This is a genomic window from Luteimonas sp. MC1782 (genome assembly GCF_014164605.1).
Lineage (GTDB): Bacteria > Pseudomonadota > Gammaproteobacteria > Xanthomonadales > Xanthomonadaceae > Luteimonas.
The window spans coordinates 302,728-326,742 of the sequence record NZ_JACJFT010000001.1; the positions used below are offsets into that span (position 1 = coordinate 302,728).

At 69.3% G+C, this 24,015-nt stretch carries 26 protein-coding genes; 19 read left to right on the forward strand and 7 right to left on the reverse strand.

Going from position 1 to position 24,015, the window contains the following annotated elements; all coding sequences use genetic code 11:
* Positions 1 to 12: 12 nt before the first annotated feature.
* Entirely contained in the window at positions 13 to 657 is a 645-nt protein-coding gene (gene fabR, locus H5368_RS01455) for an HTH-type transcriptional repressor FabR (protein WP_182820639.1), read from the reverse strand.
* 306 nt (positions 658 to 963) lie between these two features.
* Between fabR and gntA the strand changes: the two genes are divergently transcribed.
* The 5 genes from gntA to H5368_RS01480 all read left to right on the forward strand — a co-directional run bounded on the left by gntA (position 964) and on the right by H5368_RS01480 (position 4,572).
* Positions 964 to 1,659, forward strand: a complete 696-nt coding sequence (gene gntA, locus H5368_RS01460) for a guanitoxin biosynthesis heme-dependent pre-guanitoxin N-hydroxylase GntA (protein ID WP_305067756.1) — start codon at positions 964 to 966, stop codon at positions 1,657 to 1,659.
* Positions 1,656 to 2,267: an urea carboxylase-associated family protein gene (locus H5368_RS01465; protein ID WP_182820641.1), complete on the forward strand. Its 612-nt coding sequence runs from the start codon at positions 1,656 to 1,658 to the stop codon at positions 2,265 to 2,267. The genes gntA and H5368_RS01465 overlap by 4 nt, the downstream gene beginning before the upstream one ends.
* A 91-nt stretch (positions 2,268 to 2,358) precedes the next feature.
* A complete protein-coding gene (locus H5368_RS01470; RefSeq protein WP_182820643.1) occupies positions 2,359 to 3,408 on the forward strand; it encodes an LD-carboxypeptidase in 1,050 nt (349 codons plus the stop codon).
* A gap of 13 nt (positions 3,409 to 3,421) precedes the next feature.
* On the forward strand, positions 3,422 to 4,018 hold the full coding sequence (locus H5368_RS01475; RefSeq protein ID WP_182820645.1) for a DUF6151 family protein: 597 nt from the start codon (positions 3,422 to 3,424) through the stop codon (positions 4,016 to 4,018).
* On the forward strand, positions 4,015 to 4,572 hold the full coding sequence (locus H5368_RS01480) for a DUF3228 family protein (protein ID WP_182820647.1): 558 nt from the start codon (positions 4,015 to 4,017) through the stop codon (positions 4,570 to 4,572). The genes H5368_RS01475 and H5368_RS01480 overlap by 4 nt, the downstream gene beginning before the upstream one ends.
* 7 nt (positions 4,573 to 4,579) lie before the next feature.
* On the opposite strand, the gene H5368_RS01485 is transcribed toward H5368_RS01480, so the two are convergent.
* The gene (locus H5368_RS01485; RefSeq protein WP_182820649.1) at positions 4,580 to 5,302 is read right to left on the reverse strand and encodes an rRNA pseudouridine synthase; all 723 of its coding nucleotides are present in this window, start codon (positions 5,300 to 5,302) and stop codon (positions 4,580 to 4,582) included.
* Positions 5,303 to 5,420: 118 nt separating this feature from the next.
* Between H5368_RS01485 and H5368_RS01490 the strand changes: the two genes are divergently transcribed.
* The 4 genes from H5368_RS01490 (at position 5,421) to H5368_RS01505 (ending at position 10,991) form a co-directional block, all read left to right on the forward strand.
* The gene (locus H5368_RS01490; protein ID WP_182820651.1) at positions 5,421 to 6,644 is read left to right on the forward strand and encodes a putative DNA modification/repair radical SAM protein; all 1,224 of its coding nucleotides are present in this window, start codon (positions 5,421 to 5,423) and stop codon (positions 6,642 to 6,644) included.
* Positions 6,644 to 8,119, forward strand: a complete 1,476-nt coding sequence (locus H5368_RS01495; protein ID WP_182820653.1) for a UdgX family uracil-DNA binding protein — start codon at positions 6,644 to 6,646, stop codon at positions 8,117 to 8,119. Before H5368_RS01490 ends, H5368_RS01495 begins: the two co-directional genes overlap by 1 nt.
* A 64-nt stretch (positions 8,120 to 8,183) precedes the next feature.
* Positions 8,184 to 8,801: a YbhB/YbcL family Raf kinase inhibitor-like protein gene (locus H5368_RS01500; protein WP_182820655.1), complete on the forward strand. Its 618-nt coding sequence runs from the start codon at positions 8,184 to 8,186 to the stop codon at positions 8,799 to 8,801.
* Positions 8,802 to 8,924: 123 nt separating this feature from the next.
* On the forward strand, positions 8,925 to 10,991 hold the full coding sequence (locus tag H5368_RS01505) for a S9 family peptidase (protein ID WP_182820657.1): 2,067 nt from the start codon (positions 8,925 to 8,927) through the stop codon (positions 10,989 to 10,991).
* 96 nt (positions 10,992 to 11,087) lie between these two features.
* Here H5368_RS01505 and H5368_RS01510 read toward each other — a convergent pair whose 3' ends face one another.
* A complete protein-coding gene (locus tag H5368_RS01510) occupies positions 11,088 to 11,288 on the reverse strand; it encodes a hypothetical protein (protein WP_182820659.1) in 201 nt (66 codons plus the stop codon).
* Between the two features lie 235 nt (positions 11,289 to 11,523).
* Here H5368_RS01510 and H5368_RS01515 point away from each other — a divergent pair, with 235 nt between their 5' ends.
* The 5 genes from H5368_RS01515 to crcB all read left to right on the forward strand — a co-directional run bounded on the left by H5368_RS01515 (position 11,524) and on the right by crcB (position 14,596).
* Positions 11,524 to 12,561, forward strand: coding sequence for a hypothetical protein (locus H5368_RS01515; RefSeq protein ID WP_182820661.1), 1,038 nt, complete (start codon positions 11,524 to 11,526; stop codon positions 12,559 to 12,561).
* 31 nt (positions 12,562 to 12,592) lie between these two features.
* The gene (locus H5368_RS01520) at positions 12,593 to 13,099 is read left to right on the forward strand and encodes a DUF4755 domain-containing protein (RefSeq protein ID WP_182820663.1); all 507 of its coding nucleotides are present in this window, start codon (positions 12,593 to 12,595) and stop codon (positions 13,097 to 13,099) included.
* 150 nt (positions 13,100 to 13,249) lie between these two features.
* Positions 13,250 to 13,666 carry a DUF1801 domain-containing protein gene (locus tag H5368_RS01525; protein WP_182820665.1) on the forward strand — a complete coding sequence of 139 codons (417 nt, stop codon included), beginning with the start codon at positions 13,250 to 13,252 and terminating at the stop codon, positions 13,664 to 13,666.
* A 303-nt stretch (positions 13,667 to 13,969) separates the two neighbouring features.
* Complete coding sequence (locus H5368_RS01530; protein ID WP_343203901.1) at positions 13,970 to 14,158, forward strand: hypothetical protein; 189 nt, start codon at positions 13,970 to 13,972, stop codon at positions 14,156 to 14,158.
* 54 nt (positions 14,159 to 14,212) lie between these two features.
* The gene (crcB, locus tag H5368_RS01535; protein WP_182820667.1) at positions 14,213 to 14,596 is read left to right on the forward strand and encodes a fluoride efflux transporter CrcB; all 384 of its coding nucleotides are present in this window, start codon (positions 14,213 to 14,215) and stop codon (positions 14,594 to 14,596) included.
* 42 nt (positions 14,597 to 14,638) lie between these two features.
* On the opposite strand, the gene H5368_RS01540 is transcribed toward crcB, so the two are convergent.
* Positions 14,639 to 15,385, reverse strand: a complete 747-nt coding sequence (locus H5368_RS01540; RefSeq protein ID WP_182820668.1) for a UPF0149 family protein — start codon at positions 15,383 to 15,385, stop codon at positions 14,639 to 14,641.
* Between the two features lie 52 nt (positions 15,386 to 15,437).
* A complete protein-coding gene (gene chrA / locus H5368_RS01545) occupies positions 15,438 to 16,667 on the reverse strand; it encodes a chromate efflux transporter (protein WP_182820669.1) in 1,230 nt (409 codons plus the stop codon).
* Between the two features lie 92 nt (positions 16,668 to 16,759).
* On the opposite strand from chrA, the gene H5368_RS01550 reads away from it, so the two are divergent.
* Both H5368_RS01550 and H5368_RS01555 read left to right on the forward strand, forming a co-directional pair.
* Positions 16,760 to 16,975, forward strand: a complete 216-nt coding sequence (locus H5368_RS01550; RefSeq protein ID WP_182820670.1) for a hypothetical protein — start codon at positions 16,760 to 16,762, stop codon at positions 16,973 to 16,975.
* A 33-nt stretch (positions 16,976 to 17,008) separates the two neighbouring features.
* On the forward strand, positions 17,009 to 19,510 hold the full coding sequence (locus tag H5368_RS01555) for a diguanylate cyclase (RefSeq protein ID WP_182820671.1): 2,502 nt from the start codon (positions 17,009 to 17,011) through the stop codon (positions 19,508 to 19,510).
* Between the two features lie 6 nt (positions 19,511 to 19,516).
* Here H5368_RS01555 and H5368_RS01560 read toward each other — a convergent pair whose 3' ends face one another.
* Positions 19,517 to 21,109, reverse strand: coding sequence for a M20/M25/M40 family metallo-hydrolase (locus H5368_RS01560; protein WP_255486285.1), 1,593 nt, complete (start codon positions 21,107 to 21,109; stop codon positions 19,517 to 19,519).
* Positions 21,110 to 21,295: 186 nt separating this feature from the next.
* Between H5368_RS01560 and H5368_RS01565 the strand changes: the two genes are divergently transcribed.
* From H5368_RS01565 to H5368_RS01575, 3 genes are read left to right on the forward strand one after another with little or no spacing between them, the layout of a single operon-like run.
* Complete coding sequence (locus H5368_RS01565) at positions 21,296 to 22,327, forward strand: histone deacetylase family protein (protein ID WP_182820673.1); 1,032 nt, start codon at positions 21,296 to 21,298, stop codon at positions 22,325 to 22,327.
* Positions 22,327 to 23,229, forward strand: coding sequence for an acyltransferase (locus H5368_RS01570; protein WP_182820675.1), 903 nt, complete (start codon positions 22,327 to 22,329; stop codon positions 23,227 to 23,229). The genes H5368_RS01565 and H5368_RS01570 overlap by 1 nt, the downstream gene beginning before the upstream one ends.
* A gap of 52 nt (positions 23,230 to 23,281) precedes the next feature.
* Positions 23,282 to 23,656, forward strand: a complete 375-nt coding sequence (locus tag H5368_RS01575) for a YajD family HNH nuclease (RefSeq protein ID WP_182820677.1) — start codon at positions 23,282 to 23,284, stop codon at positions 23,654 to 23,656.
* A gap of 10 nt (positions 23,657 to 23,666) precedes the next feature.
* On the opposite strand, the gene H5368_RS01580 is transcribed toward H5368_RS01575, so the two are convergent.
* A complete protein-coding gene (locus H5368_RS01580; RefSeq protein ID WP_220486464.1) occupies positions 23,667 to 23,900 on the reverse strand; it encodes a DUF6522 family protein in 234 nt (77 codons plus the stop codon).
* Positions 23,901 to 24,015 lie beyond the last annotated feature (115 nt).

Here is a 24,015-nt window from a genome sequence, read left to right on the forward strand (position 1 = left end):
CGTCCGGCGTTGTCACTTGTCGGCGGCGTGCATCGCGCGTGCGCCGATGACGATCATCTTGACCATCATCGTGAGGTCCTCGATCTGCCGCGGGTAGCGCTCGCGCGGCATGTCCATCGCGCTGGCGCCCACCGCGAACACCAGGCGGGTAATGGCACGGGCCACCACGGCCGGTTCGTGCAGCGGCACGCCGGTGACCTTGGCCAGCAGGATCAGGTCGACGCGCAGCTCTTCCTCGAAGTAGCTGAGCTGGCGGTCCACCGCCTGCTTGTAGGCATCCGAACCGGCCAGGCCCTCGCGCAACAGCAGGTGCAGGAGCTGGTCGTCGGCGCTCAGCTGGTCGAAGAACGCTTCCACCGAACTGCGCACCACGCCGTGGCCCGAGCTTGCGCGCTGGCGGCGTGCCTGGCCGATGATCGTGCGCAGCGACACGCCCGCGCGCTCGATCAGCGTGACCGCGAGTTCGTCGATGTCGCGGAAATGGCGATAGAAACTGTTGGGTGCGATGCGCGCCTCGCGTGCGACTTCGCGCAGGCCCAGCGTGGACACGCTGCGGTTGGGGCCGAGCAGGGCAAGCGCCGCGCTGATCAGGTCCTCGCGCGTGATCGAGGGTCGCCGGCCGAGGGCGGGGCGTGTGGGCAGGGCGGGATCGGGCACGTGTGTGTCGCAGGTGAACAGTCGCCCATCATCGCCCAATCCGCACGGGATCAGTGCAGGAAGCTGAATCGGTGGAAACCGGGCGCGTGCCCGGCGCGACCGCACGCATCGAAATAGTGAACGCTTTCAGCAATCCGCAGGCCTGGCCTGCCTTGCGTACACGCTGCTGTGGCAGAGCGATGGCTAGCCTCGACGCGTCGAATCCCCGACGCACGAAGCACATCCGCCCCCACGAGACCCATTTTCCCGATGAATTCCACCGCTCCACGCCGATGCCCCCACGTCACCGCGCCCGCCGAAGACCAGCTGGCGCGGTCCCCCGTTCCGCCCGCAGGTGGCGCCATGAGCGCGCAGTTCCGCGAGTTCGTGGGCGCGCCATCGTTTCCCTGCGTGGGTTCCAAGGCCGCGCTGGCCCGCGACGCGATCGCCGTGCACGAGTTCGCGCGGCTTGGCGATCGTGGCAACGACGCCCCGCTGCTCGATGCCCTCGCGGGCTTCGCCACGCACCTTGCCGAGCTTGATCCCGCCGACAGCACGATCCATTCGTTCGTGGCCCTGTTCGACGGTCCGCAGGATACCGACGAGCGCCGCTTCGAAGCCATGCTGTGGTCGCAGTTGCAGCGCCTGCATGATCTCGACGTGCGCCGTGGCACGCGCTGGGCGCCCGACGTGAGCCGCGATCCCGAGGACCCGAAATTCAGCCTCAGCCTGGCGGGGCATCCGTTCTTCGTGATCGGGCTGCACCCGGGCGCTTCACGCATGGCCCGGCGCTTCGCCTGGCCGGCGCTGGTGTTCAATTCGCATCGCCAGTTCGAACAGCTGCGCGCCGACGGGCGATACCAGAAGATGCAGGCCGCCACCCGCGCGCGCGACACCGCGCTGCAGGGCTCGATCAATCCCAACCTGGCCGACTTCGGTGCCGCCGCCGAGACCCGCCAGTACAGCGGTCGCGAGGCTGAGCCGGACTGGACCTGCCCGTTCCGCGTGCGGAGCCCGAAATGAGCAATGCCTACGTGGCCGAGCGCATCGCGCCCTGCTCGGGGCGCGCGGTGGAGTTGGAGGCGGGAGACGAACTGGTGGTCATCGACCCCATGGGCCAGCAGGTGAGCGACCTGACCGCGTTCTCGCGCGATGACCTGGCCGAGTACCTGTCTTCCGGTCGCTCGATCGACTACGCCTCCAAGCTGTGGCTGAGCACGGGCGACGTGCTGTATTCCAATCGCAGCCGCCCGATGTTCACCATCCTCGAGGACAGCTGCGGGCGCCATGACTTCACCCTGACGCCGTGCTCCAAGCGCATGTTCGAGCTGCTCTACGGCGAGGCCGAAGGCCGCCCCGGCTGCGAGGGCAACCTCGCGTCCGCACTCGCGCCGTATGGCATCGGCACCGATCGCGTGCCGATCGCGTTCAACATCTTCATGAACGTCACCGTGGATGCCAATACCGGCAAGGTCGCGGTGCTGCCGCCGCTGAGCAAGGCCGGCGACTTCATCCGCCTGCGTGCGGAGATGCCGATGGTGGTGGCGATGACCGCGTGTTCGGCGGGGCAGTCGAACAACTTCAGCTACAAGCCCATCGATTTCAGGGTGGAGCGCGGCGTCGCGGCCTGACAACGGTCGCGTCCTGCCGGCGCGGCAACGGCTTCATGCCCGCGGTGCATGTTGCTAGTCTGGCGGCAGCGATTGAACCGGCAGGCGCGACATGCACAGACGACATTTCCTTGGCACGGCCGCACTGGCCGGGCTGCTGCTGCCGCTGGCAGGCACCGGCAAGGCCATCGCGGCGCCCGCGTCCGGCGCCAGCCGACTGCTTCCGGTGGCGCTCAACCGTGGCGACACCGTGGCGCTGGTCAGCCCGTCGTCGCAGGTGGATGACGGCTTCAACCTGCAGCTCGCGCGCGAAGTCATGGAAGCGCTGGGCTTCAAGGTCAAGGCCGGGGCGAACTACGCGGCGCGGCGCGGCCATCTTGCCGGCAGCGATGCCGCGCGCGCGGACGATCTCAACGTGGCGTTCGCCGACGGTGACATCAAGGCGGTGATCTGCGTGCGCGGCGGGTCCGGAGCCGCGCGGCTCCTGCCGCTGCTGGATTACGACGTGATACGCGCCAATCCCAAGGCGCTGCTCGGCTATTCGGACATCACTGCGTTGCACAGTGCGATCCACGCGAAGACGGGACTCGTCACCTTCCATGGACCCAACGGCTCGGGCAGCTGGAACAGCTTCAACGCCGACCAGTTCCGGCGGTTGTTCCTCAAGCGCGAGCTGATGCACTACCGCAACGTGGACGAGGCCGGCGACGAGCTGGTGCAGCGGACCAACCGCAGCGTCACCATCACCGGAGGCAAGGCGCGGGGTGAACTCGTGGGCGGCAACCTGGCGGTGCTGACGGCACTGGCCGGGTCACCGTACCTGCCGGACTTCAAGGGCAGGATCCTGTTCCTGGAGGATGTGGAAGAGGCGCCCTACCGGGTGGACCGCATGTTCAGCACCTTGAAGCTGATGGGTGCCCTGGACCAGATTGCGGGCTTCGTCTTCGGCGAGTGCACCGACTGCAACCCCGGCGACGGCTACGGCTCGCTGACGCTGCAGGAGATCCTCGATGACTACATCCGCCCGCTGGGCATCCCGGCGTATCGCGGCGCGATGATCGGCCACATCCGCAGGCAGTTCATCCTGCCGGTCGGTGGCCGCGTCGAGCTGGATGCGGATGCAGGCAGCTTCCGCCTGCTCGACCCGGTGTTCCAGGCGTAGCGCGGGGCGTGCCATGACGATCCCGTTCCAGTGCGCGTGCGGCACCCTGCAGGGCAAGATCACGCCCCGCCACGCCTACGTCCGCGCCACCTGCTACTGCCGCGACTGCCGCGCCTCCGCGCGCACGCTCGGCCGCGCCGAGGTGCTCGATGCCCATGGCGGCGCGGACATCATCGCCATGCTGCCCGCCGGCCTGCGCATCACCGCCGGCGGTGCGCAGCTGGCCTGCCTGTCGCTCAGCCCCAGGGGCCTGCTGCGCTGGTACGCGGCCTGCTGCAACACGCCCATCGCCAATACCCCACGCGAGCGCTCGCTGCCCTACGTGGGCGTGCTCGCACACTGCGTCGCCGCTGCGCCCGACGAGGTGGATGCCGCCTTCGGGCCGTCGCGCATCGCGCTCCACACCGCGTCCGCCGAGGGCCAGGTGGCGGCCACGCCAGTGCGCACGACACTCGGCGTGCTGCGCATCATGGCGGGCGTGGCCGCGGCAAGGCTGCGCGGCCGCGGCGCGGACAACCCGTTCTTTGAAGCCGGGTCATCGCGGCCGGTGGCCGAGCCGCGGGTGCTGACGCTGCAGGAGCGCGCCGCGGCCAGCGCACCGCCCGCATGACCATCGTCCTCACCGGTTTCGCCCGCGCCCGCCTGTTCCCGCGCGAGCCGCGCGGCAACACCATCCAGGACTGCACGCCCGAGGCGTTCGAGCGCCACCTCAACGCCGTGCCGCCACTGCAGGTGCTCGACGGCTACGCGCCGTTCTGCAAGCTGCATGTGCACCGCAACTGGACAAGCACCCGCTGCCTGGCGGTGCCGATCAGCGACGCCAACCGCCACCTGCTGCGCTCCGACTACGAAGCGCGCACGCGCGCCGAGCTGCCGGTGCTGGTGCGCTGGTTCGAAGGCCTGGAGCCGCCGGTCGCCGACTACCTGATCGTGATCCTCTACAGCCGTGGGCAGCTGGCGGAGGAGGGCACGGTGATCGACGCCGACTGGGGCGTGGTGGGCTGCATGTACACCGCGGAGCCGGTGGAAACGCCGATGGCGCCGATCACCATGATGCGCAACGCCTTGGGCGTGGACGAAGGCGGCTCCGGTGTTGCCATCGACCGCGAGGCCTACCGCGCCAGCGTGGAGTTCTGGCGCACGCACGCCAACTGGCGCGGCTGACGCGGGCTCAGAAGCGTTCGCCCGCCGGCAGGTAGCGCCACGTGCCCACCGGCATCTTCGCCAGCGGCACCTTGCCGATGCGGATGCGGCGGATCGCCACCACCTCCAGCCCCACCTGCGCGCACATGTCGCGCAGCTGCCCGCCCTGCGCGCCCTTGATGGCGAAGCGCAGGCGGATCTCGTTCTGCCAGCTGACCTTGCACGGTGGCAGCGCGCGGCCGCCGTAGTGCAGGCCGTGGCACAGCCGGCGCAGGCCGTAGGGCGCGATGTCGCCGCTCACCTCGACCACGTACTCGTGTTCGATCTCGTCGCCGTCCTCGGTCAGGCGCCGCCACACGCGTCCATCCTGGGTGAACACCATCAGGCCGCTGGCGTCGGCATCCAGCGGCACCAGTGGCGTCAGGCGGTGGAAATGGCGCTCGAGCAGGCGCTCGCCGGTCGGGTCGTCCTCCCAGCGCGTTTCCGGCTGCACCAGCCCCGCCGCGGCGCGGCGGCCGCTGATGGCGTCGTAGCCGACCGGCTTGTGCAGCAGGATGGTTGCCGGCTCCACCGTCTCGAGCTTCGCCGCGGGGTCGAGGTCGACGGTTTCGGCGGTCACCGGGTGCGCCGGATCCTCCACCACGCGGCCGTCCACCGACACCCAGCCGCCCTTGATGTACTGCTCGGCCTCGATGCGTGAGCAGCGGGCCAGGTCGGCCACGCGTTTGGCCAGTCGAACAGGATCGGACATCGGGCAACGCCGGGAATCGGGGCAGGCAGTGTAGCGACCCGCACGGAGTTCAGTTTGATGAACCGGCCTGGGGGTGCCGGTCTCACCACGCGAGACGTCCTCCTGGGACCCTCCGCCGATGCAGCTCACCGACAAGCTCGCCGTGCTGGCCGATGCCGCCAAATACGACGCGTCCTGCTCGTCCAGTGGCGGCGCAAAGCGCGACGCGCGCGGCACGCCCGGCGGCATCGGCTCCACCGGAGGCATGGGCATCTGCCACGCCTACGCGCCCGACGGCCGCTGCATCTCGCTGCTGAAGATCCTGCTCACCAACTTCTGCATCTACGACTGCGCCTACTGCATCAACCGGCGCAGCTCCAACGTGCGCCGCGCACGCTTCAACGTCGAAGAAGTCGTGCGGCTGACCATGGATTTCTACCGGCGCAACTACATCGAGGGCCTGTTCCTGTCGTCGGGCATCATCCAGTCCGGCGACTACACCATGGAGCAGCTGGTGGAGGTGGCGCGGCGGCTGCGCGTGGAAGAGAAGTTCCGCGGCTACATCCACCTCAAGACCATCCCCGACGCCTCGCCGGAACTCCTGGCCGCCGCCGGCCGCTGGGCCGACCGGCTGAGCATCAACGTCGAGATGCCCACCGAGGGCGGGCTGAAGGCGCTGGCGCCGGAGAAGGACGCGCAAGGCATCCGCCGGTCGATGGGCCGGCTGCGGCTGGGCATCGAGGAGGCCAAGGCCGAGAAGAAGGCGCCGCGCTTCGCGCCGGCCGGGCAGAGCACGCAGATGATCGTCGGCGCGGACGCCGCCAGCGACCGCGACGTGCTGGAAACCAGCAGCACGCTCTACACCAGCTACCGGCTGAGGCGCGTGTACTTCTCGGCCTTCAGCCCGATCCCGGACGCCTCGCGCGCGCTGCCGCTGCGGCCGCCACCGCTGCTGCGCGAGCACCGCCTGTACCAGGCCGACTGGCTGATGCGGTTCTACGGCTTCGAGGTGGGCGAGATCGCGCCGCCGGGCGCCGACGGCATGCTCGATCTCGACATCGACCCCAAGCTTGCGTGGGCGCTGCGCCACCGCGAGCAGTTTCCGGTGGACCTCGACACCGCGCCGCGCGAGATGCTGCTGCGCGTGCCGGGGCTCGGCGCCAAAACCGTGCACAAGCTGCTGGTGATGCGCCGCCACCGCCGCCTGCGCTACGACGACCTGGTGCGGTTGCGCGTGGCGATGGGCAAGGTGTCGCCCTTCATCTGCACGCCGGACCATCGCCCGCGCGGCGACGTGGAAAGCGTGGTGCTGCGCGCCGCGATGGCCGCGCCGCCGCGGCAGCCGGATCTGTTCGGGCACTGATGCGCCGCGTCATCCTCGACGATGCTGCGGACCTCGCGCAGTGGCGCGAAGCGGCACGCGGCCTGCTGTTGGCCGCCGTGCCGCCGGCCGAGGTGTTGTGGGAGGGTGGAGCGCAGGGTGATCTGCTCGGCGGGATGACGTCTCCGACAATCGATGCGGACGTTCTCGCCACGTCTGGACCCGCCGGCGCGGGGGCATTCCCCGCGCGCGCGGCCGTGTCGCGCGCGCCACGCGTGCCACGCGAGTTCCTGGCGCTCGCCACACTGGTCATCGCCCACGCCAATCCGCAGCGGCACGCGCGGCTCTATCGCCTGTTGTGGCGGCTTGTGCACGGTGAACGCGAGCTGCTGGCCATGGCCACCGATCCGGACGTGGCCTGGGCGCACGATGCCGCCAAGGCGGTGAGCCGCGAGAAGCACAAGATGAAGGCCTTCGTACGATTTCGCGAAGTGGCCGACGCCCGCGGCGCGGTCTACATCGCGTGGTTCGAGCCGGAGCACGACGTGCTGCCGCAGGTCGCGCCGTTCTTCGTGCGCCGCTTTGCCGGCATGCGCTGGTCGATCCTCACGCCCGCGCGCAGCGCCCACTGGGATGGCGAGGCCCTGCACCTGGGCGAGGGCGCGCACCGCGGCGACGCGCCCGACGGCGACGCGCTGGAAGACCTGTGGCGCGTGTACTACGCCAACATCTTCAACCCGGCGCGGCTCAAGGTGGACGCGATGGTCAAGGAAATGCCGCGGCGCTACTGGAAGAACATGCCGGAAACGTCGCTGATCCCGGCGCTGGTCCGCGATGCCGGCGCGCGCATGCAGCAGATGGTGGACGCGGCGCCGACGGTGCCGCGCAAGGCGTTCCCGGCCCCGGACCTGCCGTCGCGGGCGCTCCCGGCTGCTGGCCTGGACGGCGTGCACCAGGCGGTGTCCGCGTGCCGCGCCTGCGCGCTGTGGCGTCCCGCCACGCAGGCGGTGCCCGGCGAAGGCCCGGCCGACGCGCGTGTGATGGTGATCGGCGAGCAGCCCGGCGACCAGGAAGACCTGGCAGGCCGCCCGTTCGTGGGCCCGGCGGGCCAGCTGTTCGCACGCGCGCTGCACGAGGTCGGCATCGACCGGGGCACGCTGTATGTCACCAACACGGTCAAGCACTTCAAGTACGCCCCGCGCGGCAAGCACCGCCTGCACGTGCGCGCCGATGCCGGCGAGCAGGCTGCCTGCCGCCCATGGCTGGAGGCGGAACTCGCACAGCTGCGCCCGCGCTTCGTGCTGTGCCTGGGCGCGATGGCGGCGCAGGCGCTGCTCGGTGCGGGCTTTGCCGTGCTCCGCGAGCGCGGCCGCTGGCACCCGCTCGCCGATGGCACCGCGGTGTTGGCCACGGTGCATCCCTCGTACCTGCTGCGGCTGCCCGCGGCCGAACAGCCAGCGGCCAGGGAGGCGTTCCTGGCTGACCTGCGCATGCTGCGGAACGCGTTGTCCCGATAGGCACACGCGCCTTGCGCCTCGTTCACGCGTGCTGCCCATGCCACGCGACAACGGGATGCCACCCATGACCTCGACGCGCCGACGCGCACTGTTTCCGCTCGCCCTCGCGAGCCTGTTGGCCGCACTCGCGGCGTGCCGCGGCGAAGATGCTTCGCTCGCGTTCGACGGTGCCGTGGCACAGGCCGCGGGTGTTGGCGACTTCGTACTGACCTCGACATCCTTCGCCGACGGCCAGGCGATCCCGCTGCGCCACAGCGCATATGGCGACGACGTGTCGCCGGCGCTGGCCTGGCAGCCCGTGGCGGGCGCGGCCTCGTATGCGCTGGTGATGGAAGACCCGGATGCCGACCGGCCAGCGCCCTACGTGCACTGGGTGGCCTGGAACATCCCGGCCGGGGTCGCCGCGTTGCCCGCGGGCCTCGCCGCGGAGCCCGTGCTGGCCGCTCCGGACGGCATGCAGCAGGGCCTCAACGACCGCGGGTCCACCGGCTACTTCGGTCCCAAGCCGCCGGCGGGCAGCGGCGTGCACCACTACCACGTGCAGCTGTTCGCCCTGGATACCACGCTCGATATCGCCGCCGATGCCGATCGCAACGCGCTGGTCAACGCGATGCGCGGCCATGTGCTGGGCAGGGCGCGGCTGGTGGGCACGTACGCCGCGCCCGAGGCGCCCGCACCCTGACCGCGCCACCTGCATGGGTCATGGCAGTGGTCCCCCTGCCAGCCGGCATATGCCAGCGCTTCCCCCGGGGTGCTCTACTGAGACGATCCACCGCGCCTGTCCGACACACCCAAGGAGTTCACCATGCAACGACCGCTTGTTCCCGTCGCAGGCCTGGTGCTTGCCATGTCCGTTTCCACCGCGCTCGCGCAGGCCACGCCCACCGCCGCCGAGCGCATCGCCGGCGTGGAGCTGATCAAGCGCGAGGCGCTGTTCGGCAACCCCGAGCGCGCAATGGTGATGATCAGCCCCGACGGCAGGACCCTCAGCTGGGTGGCGCCGGTGGACGGCGTGATGAATGTCTGGGTGGCACCGGTCGACAACCCGGCCGCCGCGCGTGCGGTCACCAGGGACACCGCGCGCGGCATCCGCAATTACTTCTGGTCGTACCTGCCGGACACGCTGCTGTACCTGCGTGACAGCGGCGGCGACGAGGACTTCCACCTTTTCAGCGTCAACGTCGCGACGGGCAAGACCACCGACCTGACCCCGTTCGCCAAGACCACCGCGCAGGTGTCCGGCGCAAGCCACGCGCACCCCGGCACGCTGCTGGTGGGCATGAACGATCGTGACCCGAAGTGGCACGACCTCTACAAGGTCGACCTGGCCAGCGGCGAACGCACGCTGGTGGAGAAGAACGACGACGAGATCGGCGGCTACCTGGCCGACGACGGTTTGCAGGTGCGCTACGCCACGCGTGCACGCGCCGATGGCGGGCAGGACATCCTGCAGCCGGACGGCCAGGGCGGCTGGAAGGTCTATTCGGACATCCCGTTCGAGGATTCCATGACCACCCAGCCCGCCGGCCTGACTGCCGACGGCAGCACGCTGTACATGCTGGATTCGCGTGGCCGCAACACCTCGGCGCTGTACGCCGTCGATGTCGCCAGCGGCGAACGCGCGCTGGTGCTGGAGGACGCGCGTGCCGACGTCGGCCAGGCCATCGCCCACCCGACCACCGGCAAGGTGCAGGCGGTGGCGGTGAACTACCTGCGCGAAGAGTGGCAGGTGGTAGACCCGGCCATCGCCGCGGATCTCGACAAGCTGCAGGCCATCGGCCCCGGCGAGGTCGGGGTGAACGCGCGCACGCTCGGTGACAGCACCTGGATCGTCACCTATTCCGCCGCCGACGCGCCGGTCGTCTATTACCGCTACGACCGTGCGGACGGCGGCACGCTGACCAAGCTGTTCTCCGCACGCCCCGCACTGGACGGCAAGCCGCTGGTGCCGCAGTGGCCGCAGGAGATCACCTCGCGCGACGGCAAGACGCTGGTCAGCTATCTGTCCCTGCCCAGGAGTGCCGATGCCAACGGCGACGGCAAGGCCGACGTGGCCGTGCCGCTGGTGCTGCTGGTGCACGGCGGGCCCTGGGCGCGCGACGAGTACGGCTACAGCGGCTTCAACCAGTGGCTGGCCAACCGCGGCTACGCCACGCTGACGGTCAACTTCCGCGGCTCCACCGGCTTCGGCAAGGAGTTCACCAATGCCGGCAACGGCGAGTGGGCGGCCAAGATGCACGACGACCTGCTGGATGCCGTGCAGTGGGCGGTGGACGAGGGCGTCACCACGGCCGACCAGGTTGCCATCATGGGCGGCAGCTACGGCGGCTACGCAACGCTCACCGGCCTCACGTTCACGCCCGACACCTTCGCCTGCGGCGTGGACATCGTCGGCCCGTCCAATCTCAACACCCTGCTCAGTACCGTGCCGCCGTACTGGGCCAGCTTCTACGAGCAGCTCGCCAAGCGCATGGGCGACCCGCGCACCGACGAAGGCAAGAAGTGGCTCACCGAGCGTTCGCCGCTGACGCATGCCGACCGCATCAGCAAGCCGCTGCTGATCGGGCAGGGCGCCAACGACCCGCGCGTGAAGCAGGACGAGAGCGACCAGATCGTCAAGGCGATGACCGCCAACAACATCCCGGTGACCTACGTGCTGTTCCCCGACGAAGGCCATGGCTTTGCGCGGCCGGAAAACAACAAGGCGTTCAACGCGGTGGCCGAAGGCTTTCTCGCCACGTGCCTCGGTGGTCGTGCCGAGCCGATCGGTGCCGAGTTCACCGGCTCCAGCATCAGCGTGCCCACCGGCGCCGATGGCGTGCCGGGCCTCGCTGAAGCACTGAAAGGCCACACGCAGGTCATCCGCAAGTAGCGATTGCAGCGCCTGCGGGCCGATGGCCCGCAGGCGTATCGCGCGAAACGAGAAGAGCCCCGGTGGGGGCTCTTCTGGTCTCGGATGTGAGTCCCGTCAATTGCGGGATTGATCCTGCTTGCCGCCCGTCTGGTTCTGGCCCTGCTGCTGGTCTTGCTGGCTGCGCGTCCGGTTCTGGTCGCGCTGCTGGTCCTGGTCCTGGTTCTGACCCTGCTTCTGGCCCTGCTGCTGGCCTTGCGTGCCATGCTGCTTGTGCTGCTTGTCCTGGTCACGCTCGTTCTGGGTGTTGTTGCCCATGGGGATTCTCCTTGTTCGGCACCATGTCGAGTGAGTCGACACTGATCCTGCAGGGGTGAGATTTCCGTGTGTTTTGCTTGAATACGCGAGTGTCAATGTGAACCGGTTCACCGCTGATCGATGAATTGCCGTCAGCGTGCATCAAGTGCCATCGGTGACGCCTCTCGCGTATGCTCCGTGCAGCCATGGAGGGCGGGGGGCCCAACCGGTGACTGAAGCAGCAGACGACACGCACGTGGCCGACGGCGCCACTGCCGCAGCGTTCATCGCGCGATGGCAGGGCATCGCCGCACTGTCAGATGGAGTGACGCTTGGCGTCTTGTCGTCCGAAGTTCATCGCGGTTGGTCCTTGGCATCTGGCGAGCGAATGGGTGTAGGAAACGATCTTGTCTACAACAAGACCCGCTGCTTCGAGCCATTCCCTTTGCCAGATCTGCACGATGCCGATAAGTTCGGCGGCCCCATTGGCGTCGTCCTCCTCAATCCGGACGGCACCACCGCGGAGACTGAAACCTACGGCGAATACACTTCCGGACGCATCCGCAACCTCGCAGAACAGCTCGACGCCCACCGCAAACGCCAGCAGGCCGCCCATCCCGGCCTGACCCTGACCGGCATGTACAACGTGCTCGAAGCCCTGCGCAGCGGCCAGCCATTGACCGCGAAAGAGCGCGCGATCCACGAGCAGGGGCTGGTCTCCGTTCTCCGTCAGCTGCACGACGAGCTCGACGAGGCCGTGCTGTACGCCTACGGCTGGGGCGATTTGCTGCCGCTGCTGCGTGTGGTGCACGGCACGGCCGCGCCGGACGAAGGCGTCTCTCGCGAAGACGCGAAGCGCAGTTTCGACGAAGTGATTCCTGAGCGGCTTGTTGCCTTTAATGCCGAGCGCGCCGCCGAGGAGGCACGCGGCCTTATCCGCTGGCTGCGCCCGGATTTCCAGAACCCCGACGCGGTCCGCGAGCGCGAATCCGGACATGTCAGCTTCGACAGTGACCGCGACGCTGGCGAAGCCTCCGAGACCGACCCCGAACTCGCTGCCGCTCCGGCAACCAAACCCCAGCCGTGGCCGAAGGACGCTGTCGACCAGGTCCGCGCCGTCGCGGAAGTCATCGCTGCAAGCCCGTGCCGCTCTCGATTGATGCGCTTGCCGCCAGGTTCACTGCGCGCGGCCCTTGGAAGAAGCGGCTGCCCAGGCTGTTGGAGATGCTGGTGGCGCTGGGAAGGGCGCAGGAGCAGGATGGTGGCTATGTCTAGGGATGAAGAACGGACTTGACTGACCGACAACACACGCAAGGGGAAACGTGATGATCAAGATGGTTGTGGGCGCGCTGCTTTTCGTTTCGCCGTTCTTTGGAGTTCCATTCGGAGGCCTTCTTTCATTTCTGGGTCTTGGGCTTCTGCTTTGGGGCATCGTCGGGCTGGCCAGGAAGAATTCCTCCAAACCAAGCTTCGGCGAAGGGTTCAAGTACTCCTTCTCGTACGGAAGAACGGGCATCGCGGTCTGTCCAGAGAAGCGCTTGGTAAAGCTCAGAGAGAAATCTCTGATCAAAGAGTATCCGTTTGAAATGATTCGCTCCTGGGAATCGAATATTCAGTCAGGCGGCATGGCCGTTCATGGCGGATCGAGTCTTGCCGGCGCGTCGAATGTTGGCGCCGCCAATCTCGGGCGAAGCATCGCAAACAGGCGGGCAAGTGGCTTCTTTGTTTACACAAAGGATATCGACAACACGACATGGCGCGTTGAGATGTTCCAGAAGAAAGAACAGGCGAAATGGATGGAAATACTTCAGCAGTGCGTCAACGAAGGCTGATCCCGCGTGATTCGTTCAAGCCGACGCTGCTTTGCGGCGCGGCTTGATCCCGGACTTGCGGCGGAGCGTCGGCTTCTTCGAACGGAGCGCGGGGTTATAACGGTGGCGCCTGCCCTGGTTTCTTCAGCCAACCGACGGATCACGGACACCATGAGCGAAAACAAGACCAAGCCAACCGACTCAAGCGTCTCCACGTTCCTTGACGCCGTCGAAGACGACCAGCGCCGTGAGGACTGCCAGGCGCTCCTCGCCATGATGGCCAGGATCACCGGCAAGCCGGCGGCCATGTGGGGCCCAAGCATCGTCGGCTTCGACAGCTATCACTACAGGTACGCGAGCGGCCGCGAGGGCGACATGGCGGTCACCGGGTTCTCGCCGCGCAAGCACGACATCAGCGTGTACCTCACGGCCAGCGGCCCCGTCCAGGCCGGGCTGCTGGCGCGGCTCGGTCGCCACAAGATGGGCAAGTCGTGCCTGTCCATCCGCAGGCTCTCCGACGTGGATCCCGAGGTGCTGGAAAAGCTGGTCGCGGATTCCGTGGCGGCGGTCAAGCGGCTTCCCGTCTAGTCGTCGCAGCACGCGCCGGATTCCGTTCCCGCCCGCGGCCTTCGCCATGATCCTTGCCCTGCGCACCGCTGATGCCGATGACTTCGCGTTCTGCGAATCGCTGAGTCGCCGCAACATGGCCGCGTACCGCGCGGTGCGCGGCGTCGCCTGGGACCCGGGGCGCTTCCGCGGCAGCTGGGCGGCCTTTGAGAACCTGTTGATCCTGGACGGGTTGGACATGGTCGGCCTGCTGCGGCTGCTGCCCGAGGGTGACGCGCTCGGGCTGCGCGACCTGCAGGTGGTGCCCGGACGCCAGGGGCAGGCATCGGCACATGGGCGGTGCGGCAGGCGCAGGGCTTGGCCGCCGGCCGCGGGTTTCGCCGGCTGCAGCTGCGCGTCTACGAGGAGAATCCGGCTCGCGCGTTGTACGCGCGCCTGGGCTTCGCGGTCGAGTCGGTCGTGGACGGCACGGTGCACATGGCGTGGTCTGTGCTGCCGCGTGGCGTGGGGTGACACGTCCGCCGCGCATGGCCCATGCTGCGGCTCCACCTTTCCTGCGGCGCTGACATGCAAGGCATCCTGCTCGTCGGCTTCGGCGGCTTTCTCGGCGCGATTGCGCGCTACAAGCTTGGCGGGCTGGTCCTGCACCTGACCGCGCAGGAGCGGTTTCCGTACAGCACCTTCGCGGTGAACGTGTTCGGTTGCCTGGTGGTGGGCATCCTCGCCGGGCTCGCGGAGCGGCACGATGCGTTCGGGCCGGACGCGCGGCTGTTCCTGTTCACGGGGCTGCTGGGCGGCTTCACCACGTTCTCGGCATTCGGCCTGGAGGCGATGTACCTGGTCCGCCGCGGCGAGCTGGCCACCGCCGCGCTGTATGCCGGCGGCAGCGTGGTGCTGGGCATTGCGGCGGTGTGGCTGGGGCTCAGGCTGGTGGACCTGGTCTCGCGTTGAGTCCGAGCCATCAAGCCTGCCGGTCAGCGTCCCGACCGCTGGCTAGCCGGTGGCCGGACTCCCGCAGCACTTCTTGTACTTCTTGCCGCTGCCGCAAGGGCAGGGCGCGTTGCGCTCGGGCGTGGCTTCGCGGCGGATCGGTTCGCGCGGGGTCAATGCTTCCACGCGGTGGTGGTTGAGGTCGGCCAGCATGCCCGGTAGCCCGACGATGATCTCCAGGCGCTCGCGGTAGCTGATGGGGGTCGCCGGCGCGGACGGATCTTCGGTGTCGAGCACTTCGCCGCTGGCGAGCCGGTCGAGCATGTCGAAGATGTCGTCCATCCACGCGTTGTCGTCGAGCCATTTGTCCCACTGCTCCTCGCGCAGGCCGACCGCGGCGAAGAATCCCAATGCCCAGTCGTGGCCGACATCGAGTTCGTCCTCGCGCAGGGCCTCTTCGCCGGTCAGTTCCGGATCCTCGGGCAGCCACAGCAGCGGGGCGAGGTGGTCGGGCAGGTCGTCGTCGCCGTAGCGCACGCGCGCGCTGCACATGTTCCAGTGGCCCATCAGCAGGGCCTGCACCTGGGCCGCCTCGTCGGGTGACTCCCAGCGCCGCGGCTTGCCGCCCCAGACCACCGGCTGCCATTCGTCCACGGGCACCGCCGAGGGCCCCACCACCAACGCCGAGAGAAATCCGTCGAGCGCCTCCAGGTTGAAGCCCTTGAACGGCACCGCGCGCTGGTCAAGCAGGGCGGCAAGGCGTTCGATCTGGTCGTCGTCGAGGTAGGCGGGGGTGGTCGGAGTGGACATGGCGGCAGCCGGGGCAGGGTGAGGCGCGCATGGTAGGGGTTTCCGCGCCTGCCTACCCCAGTGCGCCCAGGGCCATGGATGCCGCCACGCACCAGAGCACCACCCACAGTGCCGACACCCGTGCGACCGCCAGCAGAAGGAATCCCAGCGCGGCAATGGCGAGATCCGCCGGTCCGCGGATGCCGGACGCCAGCACGGGGTCGTACAGCGCCGCGGCCAGCAGCCCCACCACCGCGGCATTGATGCCGGCCACCGCGTGGGTCACGCGTGGCCGCGGCGCCACGCGCGCCCATAGCGGCAGCACCGCGAGCAGCAGCAGGAAGCCGGGCAGGAACACCGCCAGCAGCGCGACCGTCGCGCCCACCGCCGCCGGCAGGCCCAGCGGTACTTCGGCACCAAGGAAGGCAGCCAGCGAGAACATCGGGCCCGGAACCGCCTGGGCGGCGCCGTAGCCGGCAAGGAAGGCGTCGAGGCCGACCCAACCGCTCTCGACCACCGTCTGCTGTAGGAGTGGAAGCACCACGTGACCGCCGCCGAACACCAGCGCGCCGGCCTGGTAGAACGCGGCGGCGAGGTGGGCGGCGCCCGGTGCGCCGTCCGCCGGCAGCAGCAGCGCGACGCCCAGTCCGAGCAGGAACAGCGCTGCGAACACCGCGGCACCACGCGTGCCGTGCGGCAGCGGTACGCGCGCCATGGCCGCGGCCGGCGGCAGTCCGCGGCAGAGCCACAACCCCAGCGCGCCACCCAGCGCGATGGCCAGCAGCTGCATCCAGGCCGTGCCGGCCAGCGCCACGAGCAGGCCTGCGGCGACGGCGATCAGCACACGCGTCACGTCGGGTGCGAGCTTTCGCGCCATGCCCAGCAACGCGTGCGCCACCACCGCCACTGCCACCAGCTTCAGACCGTGCATGGCCGCCTGGCCCGGACCGTCGGCCAGGTGCGGCGCCAGCGCGGCGAACGCGAACAGCAGCAGCGCGGAGGGCAGCGTGAACGCGACAAACGCAGCCAGCGCGCCACCCCAGCCGCCGCGCAACAGGCCGATCGCGAAGCCCATCTGGCTGCTCGCCGGCCCCGGCAGGAACTGGCAGACCGCGAGCAGCTGCGCGAACGCGGCATCGTCCAGCCAGCGGCGCCGCTGCACGAACTCCTCGCGCATGTATCCCAGATGCGCGAGCGGGCCGCCGAAGGCGGTCAGGCCCAGCCGCAGAAAGGCCAGGAACACCTCGCGCAGGCGTCCCGGAGAACGGTGGCCGACTGGTCGGGAGGGCGCATGGGCAGTCATGGCCATATGGTAATGTCGCCGGTCTGCATGGCCGGGGGCACGGGGCATCCCGTGCGGCCATCGCGCAGGCCGATTCCTTTGGGGGGAGCGACATGTCGACACTGCTTGATCTGATGCGCAGGCTTGGCAGCGATGCCGCGCTGGCGGCGGAATATGCGAAGGACCCGGCCGCCGTGGTACGCCGCGCCGGGCTGTCGGGCGAAGAGCAGAAGGCCCTGCTCGCCGGTGATTACGCGGCGATCAAGCGCCTGACCGGTCTGGAGGACGGGCAGTTCGCCACCAACCACATCATCAAGGCGTACGAGTAGCCGGTTCCGCGGCCTGTCGACCATGACGCGCGCATGAGCCGGTTCCATTCCGTCGCGCTGGTGCTGCTGGCACTGGTCGGCACGCCGGCGCTGGCCACGGACAGCGCCGAGGCCGCGGTGGCCGAGATCGAGCGCCTGGCCGTGGCCGCGCACTGGCGCGACGCCGAAGCAAAGATCGCCGCCCTCGCCAGCCGCCCGGGGGCGTTGACCGCGACGCAGCGTCAGCGTGTTGAATACGTGCGCCTGCGCAACCTGGCCCTGGCTGGCGAGCAGTCCGTCGCGCTGGACGGGCTGTCGGAACTGCTGCGGCGCGAGTTGCCCGCTTCGCTGCGCGTGCGTGTGTACACGACCGCCGTTAGCATCGCCGCCAACCTCGAGAACTGGACGGCGGCGTTCGCGCTGCTCGGCGAGGGACTGCCGTACCTGTCGCAGGCGCCGGCCGAAGCCCCGGGCCTGCTTGGTGCGGCGAGCTACCTGCACACGCTGGTCGGCGAACACGCCAAGGCACGCGAGCTCGCGCTCAATGCGCTTGCCGCGGTCGAATCCGGCACCGACCCCAGGGCGGTGTGCATGGCGGTGACCGACGTGGCCATCGTCGAGGACCACGCCGGCAACATCGAGGAGTCGACGGCCTGGCGGCACCGCCAGATCGAGGCCTGCACGCGCGCCGGCGACGTGGTGTTCATCGCCAACGGCAAATACGGCGTGGGCAAGATGCTGGCCCGCCAGGGGCGCCATGCCGAGGCCCTGGATTGGTCACGCCAGGCGCTGGCGGACTTCGAGGCCGCCGGTTTCGCGGCCGGTGCCTGGAGCGCGCGGCTGGGCGTAGCCGAAGGCCTGATCGAAGCCAACCGCGGACTCGGCGAGGCGGAGGCGCTGCTGGGCGACACGCTCGACTACTACAGCGCGCAGGAGACGCATCTCGCGATCGCCGAGACCGAGGGCCTGATTGCCAGGCTGGCCGAGCGGCGTGGTGATGCGGTCCAGGCACTGGCGCATTACAGGCGGTCCATGGATGCCTCCAAGGCGGCCGAGCGCGATGCCCGCGAGCGACGGCTGGCCTTCCTGCAGGTCGAGTTCGACACGCGGCTGAAGGAGCAGCAGATCGCGCTGCTCGAAGCGGAGAAGGAACTCGCCGCGCTGCAGGTCACCGCCACCCAGCGCCGCCAGTGGCTGCTCGCGGGCGGCATGGCCGGGTTGCTGGTTACCGCGATCCTGCTGTTCGGCCTGCTGCGCCGCTCGATGCGCGAGCGCCGCCGTTACCGCTGGCAGTCCGAGCACGACGGACTCACGCGGCTGTACAACTATCAACAGGTACGCAAGCTCGGCGCCAAGGCGTTCGCGCGTGCGCGCGGCGATGGCCGGCCGTTCACCGCGATCGTCGCCGACATCGACATGTTCAAGCAGGTCAACGACCGCTACGGCCACGCCGCCGGCGACGAGGCGCTGCGCTCGCTGGGCGCGTGGATCACCGACATCGTCGGCACGCAGGGCATTGCCGGGCGCAGCGGCGGCGACGAGTTCACCATCCTGCTCGACGCGGAAGCGGCGGCCGCCGAAGCGCTCATGGGCCGGCTGCGTGGCCGCATCGAGCCGATCACCGTGTTCGGCCAGCGCTTCGAGTTCAAGGTCAGTGCCGGCATCTGCCAGGACGACGGCGAGACCGCCTCGCTGGAGCAGCTGATCCACCGCGCAGACCGCGCGCTGTACCGCGCCAAGCACGACGGGCGGGACCGCGTGGTGCTGGCCGGCACGGCGGCCGCCGCAGGCGCGCGGGCCGCGGCCGGGAGCCTGGTGGTGGTGGGCAGCGGCATCCAGTTCGGCCGCCATGCCAGCGAACGTTGCCTGTCGGAAATCCGCGAGGCCGAAGTCGTGTTCTGCCTGGTGGATCCGTTCGCGCTGGGCATGATCCAGCGCTTCCGGCCGGATGCGATCAACCTCGGTGCGCATTACGCGCCGGGCAAGGACCGGCGCCAGACCTACCGCGAGATCGACGCGGCGATCATGGCCGAGGTCAACGCGGGCAGGCACGTATGCGCGGTGTTCTACGGGCACCCGGGCGTGTTTGCCGACGTGCCGCACCTGGTGCTGGACAAAGCGCGCGCCAGGGGCATCGCGGCGCGCATGGAGCCGGGCATTTCGGCGGAGGCTTGCCTGTACGCCGACCTCGGCATCGACCCCGGCAAGCGCGGCGTGCAGTCGATGGAAGCGACGCATTTCATGGTCTACGACCGCCAGCCCGACAGCGCGGGCCTGGTGCTGCTGTGGCAGGTGGCGCTGTCCGGCGACCTGTCGTGCCGCCGCCTGCACGCCGAGCGCGACGGTCTGCAGGCGCTGGTCGACAAGCTGCTGCGCTGGTACCCGGCGGATCACGACGTGATCCTGTACGAGGCGGCGCAACTGCCGATCGCCTCACCGCGCATCGAGCGCCTGGCGCTGCAGGACCTGCCGGCGGCGCGCTACGAGGAATACACCACCCTGGTCATCCCCGCCCTGGGCGAGCTGCGCGAGGATCCGCTGCGGGCGGTGGGCTGAGCCGGCTCAGTCGCGTTCCAGCACCGGCTTGCGCGGCATGCGCTCCTCGCGCGTGGCCGCGTGGTAGACGAACGAGGCGACGATGGCCGCGGCCTGCTTGAGGTCTTCGGGCTCCACGTGGTCCCAGGTGTCGAGGTGGCTGTGGTGGACGTTGGTGAAGTAGTCCAGCCGGTCCTGGATGAACTGGAAGCCGGGCAGCCCGACGCGGTCGAAGGGAATGTGGTCGGTGCTGCCGGTGTTGCGCGTGGCCACGGTGGTCGCACCCACGTCGTGGAACGGCGCCAGCCAGGCCTGGAAGATCGGCACCGCGGCCAGGTTCTCCTGCGCGTAGATGCCACGGAAGCGGCCCGAGCCGTTGTCCATGTTGAAGTACGCCGAGAAGCGCTCGTAGTCGCGCTTCTTCTGCAGCGGACCGGTGGGTTCGCGCAGCGAGCCGGGCAGCGCCTGCTGCGCCGGATCGACGGGCTCCGGATGCGCGGCGAAGTGGCGCGCCACGTGCGACTGCGAACCGACCAGGCCCTGTTCCTCGCCGCTCCACAGCGCCACGCGGATGGTGCGGTCGGGTCGCGCGCCCACCGCCTTGAGGATGCGCATGGCTTCCATCATCACCGCGACGCCCGCGGCGTTGTCGGCCGCGCCGGTGCCGGTATGCCATGAGTCCATGTGCGCGCCGAGCATGACGATCTCGCCGGCCTTGCCACCGCGCCCGGGGATCTCGGCCAGCGTGTTGTAGCCGGGCTGGTCGGCTTCGTCGGTGAAGCGGGCGCCCACGTTGACGCGCAGTTTCACCGCCTGGCCGCGCTCGACGGCGCGCACCAGCGGGTTGTAGTGCTCGGCCGCCATGGCCAGTTCCGGGATGCCCGCCGATTCGCCGGCCTTGCGCGAGCCGCCGCCGCCGACGCGGATGATGCCGTTGTCCCAGCCGCTGATCGACAGCGCAGCCAGCGCGCCTTCGGCGACGAAGAATTCGTTGGTCGCCTTGGCCAGCTCGGTGCGCTCGGTGTATTCCTTCGCGCGCTTGGCGCGGCTGTCCTTCTCGTCCTTGGGCACGGAGAACGCCTGCAGTTCGGCCAGGCCGGCATCGTCGTGGCGGTGCGAGTCGGCCTTTTCGCCGCGCACGTACTCGCGCGCTTCGCTCAGCAGCAGGATCTTGCCGGCCAGCTTGCCCTTGTACTTCTCCAGGTCCTCGCGCGTCTTGATGGTGACGACCATCGCCTCGCCCTCCACCGGGCCGTCGGTGCCGGGCGTCCAGGCCTTGGGCAGCGCGTGCAGCGGCTGGGTGCGCGGTTCAAGCATCTGCACGCTGGCGTGGCTGAACTCCCAGCCGCGACCGAAGCCGTCAAAGGCCTCGTCACGCACGTTGGCCAGGCCCCACTCGTTGAATTTGCCGCGCGTCCAGGCGTTGGCCTCGGCCATCTGCGGTGAATTTGTAAGGCGCGGGCCGATGGCCTCGGTGAGGTGGCTGAAGGTCGCCATCACCTGCGAGTTGTGGAACGCCTCCTGGCGGATGCGGCTGACCATGTCCAGGTCGACCGGCTCTGCGGCCACCGACAGGCCGCTGGCACCCAGGCAGAACAGCATCGCGCAACGCTTCAACATCCGGCACTCCCCGGCGCCCGGGCAGGGCGCGCCAAAGGGATCGACTGTAGCGGGCAGCGGCGCGGTGCTCGCCGGTCTTTAGTCACGCCCGCCGCAAATCCCGCCCACCGCCCGGCGGTCAGGCGGCGCTGCCCGCGATGGCCGCGGGTGGCTAGAATTGCCGGCTCAGACCGTCCGGGAGCCCCGATGCAGATCGTCCACTCGCCCTTGCACCTGCGCCACGACGGTGGCATGGAGCTCCATCGCGGTGCGCTGGTGCCCTGCTACGAAATGCCGGCGCGCGCCGAGTACATCCGCGAGGCGCTGGTGGATGCGGGGCATGCGCTCGTGGCGCCGCGGGACTTCGACCCGGAGGCGTTGCTGGCGGTGCACGATGCGGACTTCGTCGCGTTCCTGCGCACCGCGCATGCGCGCTGGCGCGAGGACGGGCGCGACGGTTTCATGTTGCCCAGCGGCTTTCCCGCGCGCGGGCTGCGCCGCGATCGCGTGCCGTCCGGCATCAGCGGCGCGATGGGCTATTACGCATTCGATGCCGGCACGCCGATCGTGGAAGGCACCTGGGATGCGGCGTTCGCGGCGGCGCAGTGCGCGATGACCGCCGCCGCGCTGGTCGCCGAGGGTGAGCGATCCGCGTACGCGTTGTGCCGCCCGCCGGGTCACCACGCCGGCCGCAGCGTGTACGGCGGGTACTGCTTCCTCAACAACGCCGCGCTCGCCGCGCAGCAGCTGCGTGAGCGCGGCTTCGGCAAGGTGGCCCTGTTCGACGTCGACTACCACCACGGCAATGGCACCCAGGACATCTTCTGGGAGCGCGACGACGTGCTGTTCGTGTCCATCCATGGCACGCCGGAGACGGAATACCCGTATTTCCTGGGCTACGCCGACGAGCGCGGCGCGGGCGCGGGCGAAGGCTTCACCCTCAACCTCCCACTGCCGCGCGGCACCGGCTGGGACACGTACGACGCGGCGCTCGACACCGCGCTGCAGCGGATCGCGGACTTCGGAGCCGACGCGCTGGTGGTCTCGCTGGGCGTGGACATCTACGAGGGCGATCCGATCAGCGCGTTCAAGCTCGGCGCGGAGCGGTTCCCGCAACTGGGCGCGCGGCTGGCTTCGCTCGGCCTGCCAACCGTGCTGGTGCAGGAGGGCGGCTACGCTGTGCGCGAGATCGGGACCAACGTCGCCGGCGTGCTCGGTGCGTTCGGAGCGTGCCGCTGATGGGCGCGCTGCGCGCGACGCTGGTGTTCGTGCTGGTGGTCATCAACACGCTGGTGCATGCGCTGCCCTTGCTGGCGGTGGCCCTGGTCAAGGCGCTGCTGCCGTTCCGGCGCGTGCGCCTGGCGGCCAACCCGTTGCTGACCGGTGCGGCGGAGAACTGGATCGCGGTCAACACCGCGCTGATCGACCTTTTCAGCGGCACCCGTTTCGACGTGGTGGTCGACGCGCACCTGCAGGTCGACGGGCACTACCTGGTGCTGGCCAACCACCAGAGCTGGGTGGACATCGTGGTGCTGCAGAAGGTGTTCAACCGCCGCATCCCGCTCTTGCGGTTCTTCCTCAAGCGCCAGCTGTTCTGGGTGCCGGTGCTGGGCCTGGCGTGGTGGGCGCTGGATTTCCCGTTCATGGGCCGCTACACGCGCCGCGAGATCGCCAAGAACCCGGAGCTGGGGCGACGCGACATGGAAGCGGCGCGGCGCGCCTGCGAGAAATTCCGCGACATTCCGGTGGCGGTGATGAATTTCGTGGAAGGTACGCGCTTCACGCCTGGAAAACATGCCGCGCAGGCCTCGCCGTACCGGCACCTGCTGAAGCCGAAGTCCGGTGGCGTGTCGTACGTGATCGACGCCATGGGTGGCGGGCTGCATGCCGTGCTCGACGTGACCATCGCCTACCCCGGCGGTCGCCCGACGCTGGTGGACCTGATGGGGGGACGCGTCCCCGCGATCAACGTGCTGGTGCGGCAGCGTGAGATCCCCGCCGACCTGTCCGGTGGCGGCTCGCGCGATGACCGCGCCGTGCGCGCCCGATTCCAGCGATGGATGAACGGCATGTGGGACGAGAAGGATGCCGACCTGCAGCGCATGCTGCAGTCGCCGCCGCCAGGCCCCGAGGCGCGCTGACCGCTGTCCGGCCCGGTGCTACGCTTCTCGGCCACCGAGCCCGGAAACCGACATGTCCACACGCGTACCCGACGAGGCCAGGCTCGACCGCATCGTGGCCGAGGCGCGCCGCAGCGCCGAGCAGCGCGACCTGGGCTACCGCGAGCGCGCGCTGAAGATGTACCCGTGGATCTGCGGACGCTGCGCGCGCGAGTTCACCCGCACCAACCTGCGCGAACTCACCGTGCACCACCGCAACCACAACCACGACGACAACCCGGCCGATGGCAGCAACTGGGAGCTGCTCTGCGTGTATTGCCACGACAACGAGCACTCGCGCCAGCTCGACCATACCGGCGTCAGCGCGTTGGCCGCGGAGGATGCGCCCGCATCGGCCACTTCAAACCCGTTCGCCGGCCTCAAGTCGCTGCTCAAAGGCAAGGACTGAGGCTCTTCGATCATGACGGCTCCGGGCTGTCCGGTCGCGGCCGCCCCTTCCCGTCAACCACGAACCGCGCGCGTCGCGCGCCGTAATAGAAGCTCGCGCGATAGTGCCCCGCGTCTTCGCCGGTCCCGCGTTCGCACAGGACGGAAATCTTGCTGTCCGCCATCAGCTGCCGGAACTCGTCGACCCCGAGCTCCAGGGCGCGCGCGACCAGCACGGCATCGATTTCGATGGGAGGGATGCTCAAGGCCGGGTCCTCTGTTCCGATCGTGCCAAGGGTGGCGCAGAAGCGGGGACTCCGCCTTGACCGGGATCATGCCGTGCAGCGGGACCGCGTCTTAACGTCGCATCCGCGACCATCG

Excerpts from the sequence above, each read along its gene's own strand:
- H5368_RS01475 (WP_182820645.1), top strand. The coding sequence starts at position 3,422 with ATGACGATCCCGTTCCAGTGCGCGTGCGGCACCCTGCAGGGCAAGATC.
- H5368_RS01570 (WP_182820675.1), top strand. The coding sequence starts at position 22,327 with ATGGGCGCGCTGCGCGCGACGCTGGTGTTCGTGCTGGTGGTCATCAAC.
- H5368_RS01480 (WP_182820647.1), top strand. The coding sequence starts at position 4,015 with ATGACCATCGTCCTCACCGGTTTCGCCCGCGCCCGCCTGTTCCCGCGC.
- H5368_RS01500 (WP_182820655.1), top strand. The coding sequence starts at position 8,184 with ATGACCTCGACGCGCCGACGCGCACTGTTTCCGCTCGCCCTCGCGAGC.
- chrA (WP_182820669.1), bottom strand. The coding sequence starts at position 16,667 with ATGACTGCCCATGCGCCCTCCCGACCAGTCGGCCACCGTTCTCCGGGA.
- H5368_RS01465 (WP_182820641.1), top strand. The coding sequence starts at position 1,656 with ATGAGCAATGCCTACGTGGCCGAGCGCATCGCGCCCTGCTCGGGGCGC.
- crcB (WP_182820667.1), top strand. The coding sequence starts at position 14,213 with ATGCAAGGCATCCTGCTCGTCGGCTTCGGCGGCTTTCTCGGCGCGATT.
- H5368_RS01555 (WP_182820671.1), top strand. The coding sequence starts at position 17,009 with ATGAGCCGGTTCCATTCCGTCGCGCTGGTGCTGCTGGCACTGGTCGGC.
- H5368_RS01520 (WP_182820663.1), top strand. The coding sequence starts at position 12,593 with ATGATCAAGATGGTTGTGGGCGCGCTGCTTTTCGTTTCGCCGTTCTTT.
- H5368_RS01560 (WP_255486285.1), bottom strand. The coding sequence starts at position 21,109 with ATGTTGAAGCGTTGCGCGATGCTGTTCTGCCTGGGTGCCAGCGGCCTG.
- H5368_RS01495 (WP_182820653.1), top strand. The coding sequence starts at position 6,644 with ATGCGCCGCGTCATCCTCGACGATGCTGCGGACCTCGCGCAGTGGCGC.
- H5368_RS01510 (WP_182820659.1), bottom strand. The coding sequence starts at position 11,288 with ATGGGCAACAACACCCAGAACGAGCGTGACCAGGACAAGCAGCACAAG.
- H5368_RS01565 (WP_182820673.1), top strand. The coding sequence starts at position 21,296 with ATGCAGATCGTCCACTCGCCCTTGCACCTGCGCCACGACGGTGGCATG.
- H5368_RS01470 (WP_182820643.1), top strand. The coding sequence starts at position 2,359 with ATGCACAGACGACATTTCCTTGGCACGGCCGCACTGGCCGGGCTGCTG.
- H5368_RS01485 (WP_182820649.1), bottom strand. The coding sequence starts at position 5,302 with ATGTCCGATCCTGTTCGACTGGCCAAACGCGTGGCCGACCTGGCCCGC.
- H5368_RS01550 (WP_182820670.1), top strand. The coding sequence starts at position 16,760 with ATGTCGACACTGCTTGATCTGATGCGCAGGCTTGGCAGCGATGCCGCG.
- H5368_RS01575 (WP_182820677.1), top strand. The coding sequence starts at position 23,282 with ATGTCCACACGCGTACCCGACGAGGCCAGGCTCGACCGCATCGTGGCC.
- H5368_RS01525 (WP_182820665.1), top strand. The coding sequence starts at position 13,250 with ATGAGCGAAAACAAGACCAAGCCAACCGACTCAAGCGTCTCCACGTTC.
- H5368_RS01540 (WP_182820668.1), bottom strand. The coding sequence starts at position 15,385 with ATGTCCACTCCGACCACCCCCGCCTACCTCGACGACGACCAGATCGAA.
- H5368_RS01490 (WP_182820651.1), top strand. The coding sequence starts at position 5,421 with ATGCAGCTCACCGACAAGCTCGCCGTGCTGGCCGATGCCGCCAAATAC.
- H5368_RS01505 (WP_182820657.1), top strand. The coding sequence starts at position 8,925 with ATGCAACGACCGCTTGTTCCCGTCGCAGGCCTGGTGCTTGCCATGTCC.